General features: G+C 67.3%; 9 protein-coding genes and 1 tRNA gene. 6 read left to right on the top strand and 4 right to left on the bottom strand.

Translation table 11 applies throughout. The features are described 5' to 3' along the window. Nucleotides 1–27: 27 nt before the first annotated feature. The gene (locus Aph01nite_RS08280; protein WP_239161487.1) at nt 28–573 is read right to left on the bottom strand and encodes a DM13 domain-containing protein; all 546 of its coding nucleotides are present in this window, start codon (nt 571–573) and stop codon (nt 28–30) included. Nucleotides 574–690: 117 nt separating this feature from the next. Between Aph01nite_RS08280 and Aph01nite_RS08275 the strand changes: the two genes are divergently transcribed. Beyond that, nucleotides 691–1335, top strand: a complete 645-nt coding sequence (locus Aph01nite_RS08275) for a GOLPH3/VPS74 family protein (RefSeq protein ID WP_204040165.1) — start codon at nt 691–693, stop codon at nt 1333–1335. Between the two features lie 123 nt (nt 1336–1458). Here the strand turns inward: Aph01nite_RS08275 and Aph01nite_RS08270 are convergent, their stop codons facing one another. Further along, on the bottom strand, nt 1459–2556 hold the full coding sequence (locus Aph01nite_RS08270; protein WP_204040164.1) for an LCP family protein: 1098 nt from the start codon (nt 2554–2556) through the stop codon (nt 1459–1461). Nucleotides 2557–2911: 355 nt separating this feature from the next. Here Aph01nite_RS08270 and Aph01nite_RS08265 point away from each other — a divergent pair, with 355 nt between their 5' ends. Continuing rightward, nucleotides 2912–4333, top strand: a complete 1422-nt coding sequence (locus tag Aph01nite_RS08265; protein ID WP_204040163.1) for a hemolysin family protein — start codon at nt 2912–2914, stop codon at nt 4331–4333. 238 nt (nt 4334–4571) lie between these two features. Next, nucleotides 4572–5570 (top strand): CNNM domain-containing protein, encoded by a 999-nt coding sequence (locus tag Aph01nite_RS08260; protein ID WP_204040162.1) that lies wholly within the window; start codon nt 4572–4574, stop codon nt 5568–5570. Between the two features lie 1702 nt (nt 5571–7272). On the opposite strand, the gene Aph01nite_RS08255 is transcribed toward Aph01nite_RS08260, so the two are convergent. Both Aph01nite_RS08255 and Aph01nite_RS08250 read right to left on the bottom strand, forming a co-directional pair. Further along, a complete protein-coding gene (locus Aph01nite_RS08255; protein ID WP_204040161.1) occupies nt 7273–7656 on the bottom strand; it encodes a hypothetical protein in 384 nt (127 codons plus the stop codon). Between the two features lie 362 nt (nt 7657–8018). Next, nucleotides 8019–8101 (bottom strand) — tRNA-Leu (locus tag Aph01nite_RS08250). Nucleotides 8102–8209: 108 nt separating this feature from the next. Between Aph01nite_RS08250 and Aph01nite_RS08245 the strand changes: the two genes are divergently transcribed. Genes Aph01nite_RS08245 through Aph01nite_RS08235 form a run of 3 tightly spaced genes read left to right on the top strand, consistent with a single transcriptional unit; the run spans nt 8210 to nt 10688 of the window. After that, a complete protein-coding gene (locus tag Aph01nite_RS08245; protein WP_204040160.1) occupies nt 8210–8950 on the top strand; it encodes an FHA domain-containing protein in 741 nt (246 codons plus the stop codon). Nucleotides 8951–8967: 17 nt separating this feature from the next. Then, entirely contained in the window at nt 8968–9432 is a 465-nt protein-coding gene (locus tag Aph01nite_RS08240) for an FHA domain-containing protein FhaB/FipA (RefSeq protein WP_204040159.1), read from the top strand. After that, nucleotides 9429–10688 carry a Stp1/IreP family PP2C-type Ser/Thr phosphatase gene (locus Aph01nite_RS08235; RefSeq protein ID WP_204040158.1) on the top strand — a complete coding sequence of 420 codons (1260 nt, stop codon included), beginning with the start codon at nt 9429–9431 and terminating at the stop codon, nt 10686–10688. The genes Aph01nite_RS08240 and Aph01nite_RS08235 overlap by 4 nt, the downstream gene beginning before the upstream one ends. Nucleotides 10689–10691 lie beyond the last annotated feature (3 nt).

Here is a 10691-nt window from a genome sequence, read left to right as displayed (position 1 = left end):
TTCAGGCCCGTCACACTTTCAGGCCGGTCACACTTTCAGGCTGGCGGCGCCGAAGGAGACGGCGAAGCGGCGGCACCAGATCGTGACGCTGGTCAGGGCGTCGAGGTCGGCGGAGGCCGGGATCATGTAGTTGGCGTTGCCCTTGTTGCCCTTCAGCTCGCCGAGCTCCAGCCATCGGCCGTCGTCGAAGACCCGCCAGTCGCCTTCGCGTACCGGCTGGTCGCTGAGCCAGACCCGCAGGTCGGGGCCGTCGGAGGTCTCCAAGTTCTCGATCCGCAGCACGCGCTTCCCGTCGGGCAGCTGGAGCACCTTCGCGGTTCCCGAGGTGTCGTGCTCGTGCGTGATGAAGCTGCCTGTGGCGAGCACCATCGGAGCCGCCGCGATGCTCGCCTCCGGGCCGGCTGGGCTGGCTGAGCTGGCTGAGCTGGCTGAGCTGACGACGGCTGCCGCCGGCGGGGGCTCGTTCACCTCGACCGTGGTGAACAGCCGCCAGGGCTGGAACAGGTACATCGCGACGGCGACACCGGCCGCGGCCACGATCCAGGTCACGGGGTGGCGGAGCACGGACTTCACGGTGGTCCCCTCTCGTAGCTCGTCTCTGGCGACTCGTCTCTGGTAAGGAGAGCACGTCAAGAGCCTGGCGAAGTCCGGGTTCCGCCTTACGACAGTCTTACGACGTAGGTTGGACGCATGAGCGCCATCGCCGAGGACCTCCTGTTATTGGCCTATCACGACGACAAGGGCACGCCGCTGATCACCACCGCCGAGCTCGACATCGCGCTCACGGGGGCGTTGCTGGCCGAGCTGGCCATGGCCGATCGGCTGACGGTGACCGAGAAGAAGCTGGTCGTGGTGGATTCGGCGCCGGTGGGCGACGAGGAGCTGGACGCGGTGCTCGCGCGGATCGCCGGCGAGCCGAAGGTGCGCAAGCCCGAGTGGTGGGTGAACAAGCTCAACTCCGACAAACTACGCAAGCGCCTGCTTGTACGGCTGGCGGAGCGTGGCGTTCTGTCCGAAGAGCAGCGGAAGGTCTTCGGGATCTTCGCGCGTACCAGCTATCCGGAGCGGGACGGCAGCGTGGAACGGGAGCTGCGGCAGCGGGTGCAGAGCGTGTTGTCCGGCGCCGAGCCGGACGAGCACATTGGGCTGCTGATCGCGATCATGCATGCGTGCAAGGTGGCCCGCAAAGCCTTCCCCGGAGCGGACAAGAACCGGATCAAGGAGGTCGCGGAGGGCGCCTGGGCCGGCGAGGCGGTCCGGGTCACGATCGCGGCGATCAACGCGGCCGTGATGTCCGTGGTGCTCGCGGCCGTGGTGGTGACCGCGGCCAGCTGAGCCACGTGACCACGGCCGCTTAACCCGGACACGGATCAACCCGGAGACGGATCAACCCGGACACGGATCAACCCGGAGACGCGGAGACCGCCGTGGTGGAGGCCACGGCGGTCTTTTAAGCCGCTATTTCGTGATGACGTCCTTGGGGACGGGCTTGTCCTGTTCGAGGGCTTCGAAGAGCTTGTTGGCCTTGGTGTTGTCCCACTTGACGACGGCCTGGCCGTTGATGGTGGGCAGCGAGCCGACCGGGACCGCCGTGGTCACCGGGTTGCCCTTCATGGCCAGACCCAGCGAGAGCAGGTCGAAGATCCCCGTACCGGGCGAGACCGCGACGGACTCGGCGGCGCTGAGGGCCAGCGGGACGGACGAGAACGGGTTGAGCAGGGTGCCGGGACTGGCCGCCTTCTTCACCACGGCGGAGAAGAACTGGCGCTGCCGCTCGGTACGGTCGAAGTCCGGGATGGCTCCCGTCTTCCGGGTGCGGACGAACCCGAGGGCGGTGCCGCCGTCCATGATCTGGCAGCCCTTCTTCAGGTCGATGCCGGCCTTGTCGTCCTGGATGTCCTGCTTGACGCAGATCTCCACGCCGCCGATCGCGTCCACGATGCCGACGAAGCCCCCGAACCCGATCTCCATGTAGTGGTCGACGCGGATGCCGGTGACCTCTTCGACGGTTCGGGTGAGGAGTTTGGGGCCGCCGAAGGCGTACGCGGCGTTGAGCTTGTCGCTGCCGTGGCCGTTGATCGGGAGGTAGCTGTCCCGGGGGAGGCTGACCAGGGTGGGGCGGCCGTCGCCCTCCGGGATGTGCAGCAGCATCATGGTGTCGGTGCGCTTGCCGACGGCCTTGCCGGTGGCGAGCTTCCTGCGCTGGGCGGCGGACAGGCCGGCCCGGCTGTCGGAGCCGACCAGCAGCCAGTCCTGGCCGGGCGTGGCCGCGGGGCGGCCGTCGTAGTCGGTGAACGCCTCGACGTTGCTCATCTTTGAGCTGATCCAGAAATATCCGGCCACGCCCGCGACGAGGAGCAGCACGAGGAAGACGGCCAGACCGATGAGGATCTTCCGCCCGATCCGCCGCGGCTTCCGTGGCGCCTTGGGCTCGTCCGGCGAGAAGCCCGAGCCGGGCAGCGGCCGGACCGGGCTGCCGCCGGAGCGCACCTTGCCGTACACCTTGGAGCGCCCGCGCGGAGTGGTCGGCGCGGATCTGACCTCGTTGTCCACCATCGTGGGCGGCGCCGGAGGCGCCTGCGGTATCGGATACGCGGGCTGACCAGCGGCCCGAGAATCCGGCCGCCGAACCACCCGCGTCGGGTCGTCATCCTGTGCCACGGTCCAAAACCCCCACTTTGCGTTCCACCGCCACTACCTTGACGGTACGCCGCCGCACGGCACGACCGCAGATCTGTCCCCAAGGTTTTCCTATGGAAAAGTACACATCCGCGAACCCGGAAACACCATCGTCCGTTGACCCGTTACGGTGGAAGTCCCTAGTTGAAAGGACCGTCGTGTCCGATTCGGACCCTTGGAGTACCAGCCCGTGCCTAGGCACGGGGCCTGACGAGGCCACGGGATCAGCGCGATGAGCATCGCCCTCGGCCTCCTAGCTGTTCTCCTCCTCACGCTGGCGACCGGATTCTTCGTCGCCCAGGAGTTCGCCTTCGTCGCGGCGGACCGTACGGTGCTTCGCGAACGCGCGGAGACCGACCCAATCGCCGCCCGAGCGGTCGAAGTCACCGGCCGCCTCTCGTTCATGCTGTCCGGCGCTCAGCTGGGCATCACCGTCACCACCCTGCTCGTCGGGTTCATCGCGCAGCCGGCGATCGCGGACGTGCTCCGCGGGCCACTGGTCGACGTGGGGCTGCCGTCGGCGGCCGTTCCCGGAGTGAGCGTCGCGGTCGGTGTGGCCATCGCGACCATCGTGCAGATGATCCTCGGTGAGCTGGCGCCCAAGAACCTCGGCATCGCCCGGCCCGAGCAGGTGGCGATAGCGCTGGCCAGGCCCACGCTGATCTACCTGAAGGTGGCCGGGCCGGTGATCCGGCTCTTCGACTCCGCGGCCACCCGGCTGGTACGGCTGGCGGGCATCGAGCCCGTCGAGGAGCTCGAACACGGTGCCACGCCGGAGGAGCTGTCCCGGATCGTGGCCGAGTCCAGCGCCGCCGGCGAGCTGCCGCCGCGCCTGGCCGAGCTGCTCGAACGGGCGCTCGAGTTCGGTGACCGTACCGCGTGGGACGTGATGGTGCCGCGCCCGCGCGTGGTGCTCCTCCGCGCGGACCGTCCCGTCTCGGACCTGCTGGACGCGGTACGCGAACACGGGCATTCCCGCTATCCCGTCGTCGGGGACGGCGGTGACGACGTCGTCGGCGTGACCGACCTGCTCGAATACGTGGCCGCTCCTTCCGCTGCCACGATCGCGGACATCACGCGGGCGCCCCTGCTCGTGCCGGACATGCTGCCGGTCACTGAGCTGCTCAAGCGCATGGACGACGAGACCGTCGCGTGCGTCATCGACGAGTACGGGGGCTTGGCGGGGATCGTCACCATGGAGGACCTGGCCGAGGAACTGGTCGGGGAACTCGTCGACGAGAACGACCCCGAGCCGCTGGGGGTGACCCGCAACGGCGACGGCTCCTGGGATGTGCCCGGGACGCTGCGGATCGACGAGGTCGAAAGGGCGACCGGCGTCGAACTGCCCGAAGGCGACAGTTACGAGACCATCGGCGGGCTTGTGCTGTCCGGGTTGGGCCGGATGGCCGAACAAGGTGACACGGTCACCGTCGAGACCACCCCCGAGCACGGGCTCCTGGAAGAGGAAACCCCGGCTCCGCAGGCCCACCTCACCGTTCTCAAGGTGCACCGCAGGGTTCCCGAATGGGTCCGTCTCTCCCTGCGCATACCCTCTCCGACCGAATCCCCCGAAACCCAGCCGCACTCCCCGGGCTCGGGCGTGGACTACGCGCCGGAGCTCTTCTCGGCCTTGTTCCAGGGGAAACCCGCATGACCACTCACCTATGCGAGTACCGAATGACCGCTCCACACCTCCCTGTCGCTTCCAGCCCAGGACGGCGTGCCGAGCCGGCCTGCCGTGAATTTCTGCGGGCTCACCCGGGCGCGACGAGCCGGCCCGATCTGTTCGCGGCCTTCCGGGCACCCCTGCCGGCTCGGACCCAGGGAGACCCGACGAGCCCAGAAGGGGTTGTTCGCGGTCTTGCCGCCCATTTGGGTTCTAGGAGGGGCGTGTGAGTAGTCTGACGGCCATTCTGCTGGGGCTGGTGTTGCTGGTCCTGAACGGGTTCTTCGTGGCCGCGGAGTTCGCGGTGATCTCGGCCAAGCGGCATCGGCTGGAGGAGGCCGCCGGGGGGCGGATGGCTCGGATCGCGGCTCGGGCGGCTGTGCGCGGGAGCCGGGAACTGTCGTTGATGCTGGCGGGGGCTCAGCTTGGGATCACGCTGTGTTCGCTGGGGCTGGGTATGGTGACCGAGCCGGCCATCCATCATCTGCTGGAGCCGTTGCTGGGAGCGTTGCCGGAGGGGCTTCAGACGGCGTTGTCGTACGTGGTCGCGTTGGCGATCGTGACTTTTCTGCACATGGTGGTCGGGGAGATGGCGCCCAAGTCGTTCGCGCTCACCCATCCTGAGCAGTCCGCGCTGGCTCTGGCGATTCCGTTCCGTGGCTTCGTCTGGATCGTTCGTCCGGTGCTGGCCTCGCTCAACGGCCTCACCAACGGCCTCCTCAGGCTTTTCGGCGTACGGCCTCGCGATGAGCTCGCCACGACCAGGACGCCGCATCAGCTTGCCGTTCTCGTGGCCGAATCCGGGCGGATGGGCATGCTCGACCGCAACGAGCACGACCTGCTGACCCGGGCTCTTCGCGTGCAGAACCAGCCCATCGAGCGCCTGATGATCCCCCTCGCCCAGAGCGTCACCATCGCCGCCGACGCCCCCGCCCACGTGGTCCACGAAACGGCCGCCACCACCGGCCACCTCCGCATGCTCGTCATGGACAAGAACGCCGTCCTGGGCGTCCTCCACATCCGCGACACCCTCATCCGCCCCGACCAGCCCCCCGCGGCCCTGGCCACCCCCACGCCCAAGATCCTCCACACCACCTCCACCCCCGACGCCGTGACCACCCTCCAGGACGCCCACGCCCACCTAGGCGTAGTCGTCGACACCACCGGCACCCCAATCGGCACAATCCCCCTCAACACCCTCACAGCCCAACTCCTAACCGTCTAACCCCATCGATCACCGGGATCACCCATAGCGGGGGTGGGTGCGGGATTTCCCACCCACCCTTTGCCGCCGCGCGGCACGCTTACCGGGCGGGCATCCGGGCGGCACTGCTGACCCTCAGCCGACTTACCAGGCGAGATCGTCCGGGTGATGCGCCGATGCAGCGTGTTGCAGGAATTTCCCCGCCCACCCACCCTTTTGCCGCTGCGCGGCGCGCTCACCGGGCGGGCATCCGGGCGACGTGTGCCGACCCTCAGCCGACTTACCAGGCCAGGACATCCCTTGAGGTGCGTCGAACCCGATCTCGTGGTCACGACCCGATTTCCGCGTTGATGCCGTGGTACCTCGTTGGGTTGGTTTCGTCCTTTCAGGGGTGCCAAGCCCACTCTTCCGTCCCAATCCACGGCAAGGTATGGCAAAGAACCACTCCGGCGACAAAGAGCGCGCACTGGCCACGGTGTGGGCACGAGGGGGTTGCGCCGCGAGTGGCAAAACAGGGTGAGTGGGAGAGCCACGGTAAGCACGAAGGCGGAGCCGCTAGCTGGGACGCCTGGGGCGGTGCGGTGGTTGGGCGACGAGTTGCAGGCGCAGGGGCAGCAGGTTGAGTGGGAAACTCCGGTAACTACGACGGTGGAGTCGCTACCTGGGACGCCTGGGTCGGGTGCAGTGGTTGGGCGAGCTGCCGCGCAGCGGCGAAGGGGTGGGTGGGGACCACGGCAACCCCCGCCGCGCATGGGAACACCTGAGTCGAGTGCAGTGGTTGGGCAAGCTGCCGCGCAGCGGCGAAGGGGTGGGTGGGGACCACGGCAACCCCCGCCGCGCATGGGAACACCTGAGTCGAGTGAAGCGGTTGGGCGAGCTGCCGCGCAGCGGCGAAGGGGTGGGTGGGGACCACGGCAACCCCCGCCGTGCACGGGAACACCTAGGTCGGGTGCAGTAGTTGGGCAAGCTGCCGCGCAGCGGAAAAAAGGGTGGGTGGGGGATCACGGCAATCTCCGCCGTGCAGCGGCAAAGGTGGGGTGGGCTTTGGCCAGCCCCGGTGCGCAGAGGCGAACAGGGGTGGGTGGGGAGTCCTGGTAAGTCCGCCGTGTAGGGCAATGGGCCAGGCGGCCTTCGATTGAAAGCGCCGGGATTGCGTTGGGTAGGTGTAGACCGGGGCTGTGGATCTTGGGCGCTGGGGGTGAAGTGGGAGCGAGTTGGGTCGGAGCGGGGCGAGTTTGGGGCGTGGAATGAGGGTGGGGGCTTGCTTCGGGCCAGGCATGTGGGGACGGGTGGTCAAATGTGAGGAAATTTCGGGGTGGGGGTTGGGGGTGGAGGCAAAGGAATGGCGCAAGTGGGTGGCTAGTGGTTTGAAAGTGGGATCAACAGAATCTCGGGAGAGCCGGGTGTGTCGGCCTGAATGGCCTCGGGGCTTTAAACCGGGGCGAGCACCCACTAGCTTGATCGGATACTCCGAGCAAAGGAGAGCTGTCGTGCCCGTACCCTGGCTGCCGCCCAGCACATCGGCAACGTATCCGGGGGCCCGCACGACAAGCCACATTCATCGGAAGAGGCCGCAGCCCCCGATCCAGCCTCAAAGCGTCTCGGTGAGGGCGAGACCCACGGTACCGGTCGCCGAGGAGACGCCCACGCGAGCCATCTCCCTGGGAATAGGGCAATTGGCCAGCCACCGCAACGGTCCCATCACCGCCAAAGCCAGAACGGTTCACCCTCCAAGGCCAACGCCTATCAACTCGAACGCGAACATCGCTGTGAACGCGAACACGGCCCCAACCTCAATACCGCCGCTACCCGCAACCCACGCGGAAGCCGTACCACCAGCAGGACCCACAACCATCAGCAGGACCATGACAAACAGAGCTGACACGAAACCCAGCCCGGCCACCACCAAACCGGCAACGAAGCCAGCCCACACCCCCAAAGGGATCAACCGGACATATGAACCCCACCACGCCCCAACAGCCAAAACTCCGGTAATCAATCCCGTAGACGAAACCCCAAGGATCGGGCAGGCAGGCGAAACCAGCGGAACCAGTCCGGCGAACAGAACCCAGAAGATCGGGCCGGCGAAGGAAACCGGAACAGCCAATCCAGTGGACGGACCTCAGAGGGTCGGGCCCATAGCCACAATCGGGGAAGCCAATCCGATGGTCGGAGCCCAGAGGATCGGAGACGGAACCCGGCCAGCCGATCCGGCGGTCGGAGCCCAAAGAATCGGGTCCGCGGACGGAATCGGGGCAACCAATCCGATGGCTGGAACCGGAAGGATCGGCCCGGGAGATGAAACCCGGGCGACCAAAACAACAAAAGGAACCGGGGCAATCAAGCGTGGGGGCGTGGGGGGCGAAGCCCCCCACAGCGGGGGGCTCGGGGGGTCGCCCCCCCGTGTAACGACGAAAAGACCCCGGGGGAAGGAAGCAAAGCTTCCAACCAGCCGAGGTCAGTCGTTCGTGGGCAAGGGGGGAGTTGAACCCCCACGTCCTTTCGGACACACGGACCTGAACCGTGCGCGTCTGCCATTCCGCCACTTGCCCCTTGCGGGTGCCCCTGTCTCCAGGTGCTGTGAAAGGTTAGCACGGAACCGCCAGTGCTACTGAACCCGGATACGATCCCTGTAGACGATGGAGGAAGGGAGGTAACCGGTGGGAGTCCTTCAGCGCTTCGAGCGCAGGCTCGAAGGCTTGGTTGAAGGCGCCTTTGCACGCGCGTTCAAGTCCGACCTTCAACCGGTCGAGGTCGCCAGTGCCGTTCAGCGAGAGATGGACGAGCGGGCCGCGATCGTCGCTCAGGGCCGCACGCTCGTGCCGAACGACTTCGTGGTGGAACTGTCCACGACCGACAGCGAACGGCTGGAGGTGTACGCGGACAGCATCAGCCACGAGCTGGCCAACCTCGCCAGGGAGTACGCCAAGGAGCAGGGGTACTCGTTCGTGGGCCCGGTCCGGGTGCGGTTCGAGACGGCCGAGGATCTCGCGGTCGGATTGTTCCGGATCCGCTCCGGGGTGATCCGCGGCGCCACGGTCGAGCAGGACGAGATCCGCCAGCCGGTGAGCGATGTGCCCGCCGGCCGGTCGAGCGCGTTCGGCGGCCATCCCCGGCTGCTGGTTTCGACTCAGGATGATCCGCAGGGCCAGCGGTCCTACGAGCTGACGACACCCGTCACATTGCTCGGTCGCGGTACCGATTGTGATCTACGGCTGGTGGATCCGGGCGTATCGCGGCATCATGCCGAGCTACGGGTCGAAGGTCAGCAGGTCGTCCTGGTTGATCTCGGCTCCACGAACGGCACCTTCGTCAACGGGCAGCCGGTCCGCAGGATCGAGATGCAGGACGGGACGAGGGTGACACTGGGTCGCACGACTCTGGTGTTCAGGCGCGATTAGAGGTAGACAAACGGTCCATGTCCGAGCTCACGCTGCTGCTGATCCGGCTCGCCTTCCTGGCGGTGCTCTGGTTCTTTGTCATTGCCGCGGTCGGTGTGATCCGGACAGACTTGTTCGGTCCACGCACGGCTCCGGCTACACCACGGAAGCCAACCAAACCGGCTAAACCGGTGTCTAAGCCCAAGAGGGGGGAACCTCGTCAAATGGTCGTCGTCGGCGGCCCCCTGCAAGGGACCATCATCAACCTCACGGAGACGCCCATCACCATCGGCCGGGCGACTGACGCCACGCTCGTCCTCAGCGACGACTACGCTTCGAGCCGGCACGCCCGGCTCTTCCCCCAGGACGGCCAGTGGATCGTGGAAGACCTCGGTTCGACCAACGGCACGTACCTCGACCGTTCCAAAGTGACCCGCCCGACGCCGGTGCCCCTCGGAACCCCGATTCGCATCGGCAAGACCGTCATCGAATTGCGCAAATGACAATCGCACTCCGCTACGCCGCCCGCTCGGACGTCGGCCTCCTCCGCGAAGGGAACGAGGACTCGGCGTACGCTAGCGGCCGCCTGCTGGCCGTCGCCGACGGCATGGGCGGGCATGCTCACGGCGAGGTGGCCAGCTCGGTCGCCATCGCCGCACTGTCGTCCTTGGACAAGGACGCCTACGGGAGTGATCTGCTCGGCACGATCGAGGCAGCGGTCCGCGACGCCAACCATCAGCTGCACTCGATGGTCGCCCGCGATCCGAGCCTCAAGGGCATGGGTACCACGCTCACCGCGATGTTGTGGAACGGCACCAGGTTCGCTCTCGTCCATGTGGGCGATTCGCGTGCCTATCTGCTGCGCAGCGGCGAGCTGTACCAGATCACCCACGACCACACACTCGTCCAGTCGCTGGTGGACGACGGCCGGATCACCCAGGAAGAGGCCGCCAACCATCCGCAACGTTCGATCCTGCTGCGCGCCCTCGACGGCAGCGGCGAGGTCGATCCCGACCTGCAGGACCGGGAGGCCCAGCTGGGCGACCGGTACCTGCTGTGCTCGGACGGCCTGTCCACCGTCGTGAGCGCCGAGACCCTGCACCACACGCTGTCGACGATCGACGATCCCGACGACGTGGTGCGCCAGCTCATCGACCTCGCGAACCGGGGCGGCGGGCCGGACAACATCACCTGCGTGGTGGCCGACGTCATGGAGATCGACGACGTGCAGGCGCACAACCACGCGGCCGCGGTGGTGGGAGCCGCCGGTTCCGGGCGGGTGCGCGCGACGCCGCCGGACACTCCGGCGGGCCGTGCCTCCTCGGTCACCGCCCCGCAACCGGTGATAACCGACGACGATCCGGCGCCGGAGGCCATGGCCTCCGGCCGCCGGGCCCGAAAACGACGATCGTGGCCGCTTCTGGTCACCCTGCTGGTCGTCATCGCCGCCGTGCTCGGGCTCGGCGGCTATTACGGTTATCAGTGGACTCAACAGCAGTTCTACGTCGGCGCGGACGGCGACAAGCTGGTCGTCTTCCAGGGCGTCAACGCCGACCTCGGGATCGTGACCCTCAAGCACGTGGTGCACGACCCGAAGTTGTCGGTCTCCGCGCTGCCGGCGGTCGAACAGGCGCGGGTCCGCCGCAACATCCCTGTCGACAGCCTGGAAGCCGGAAAGGAAAGGATCCTGACGCTGCAGGGCACCGTCAAGTCTCCCGAGCCGTCCGCCTCGCCCTCCCCGACGGAGTCGGGTAAGTGACCG

The organism is Acrocarpospora phusangensis, from assembly GCF_016862995.1.
GTDB lineage: Bacteria > Actinomycetota > Actinomycetes > Streptosporangiales > Streptosporangiaceae > Acrocarpospora > Acrocarpospora phusangensis.
Note: the sequence above shows the minus strand (reverse complement) of the source record. Positions and strands in the feature narration are given on the sequence as shown.

Coding starts and splice junctions, on each gene's coding strand:
- Aph01nite_RS08235 (WP_204040158.1), top strand. CDS start 9,429: ATGACAATCGCACTCCGCTACGCCGCCCGCTCGGACGTCGGCCTCCTC.
- Aph01nite_RS08270 (WP_204040164.1), bottom strand. CDS start 2,556: ATGGTGGACAACGAGGTCAGATCCGCGCCGACCACTCCGCGCGGGCGC.
- Aph01nite_RS08240 (WP_204040159.1), top strand. CDS start 8,968: ATGTCCGAGCTCACGCTGCTGCTGATCCGGCTCGCCTTCCTGGCGGTG.
- Aph01nite_RS08275 (WP_204040165.1), top strand. CDS start 691: ATGAGCGCCATCGCCGAGGACCTCCTGTTATTGGCCTATCACGACGAC.
- Aph01nite_RS08265 (WP_204040163.1), top strand. CDS start 2,912: ATGAGCATCGCCCTCGGCCTCCTAGCTGTTCTCCTCCTCACGCTGGCG.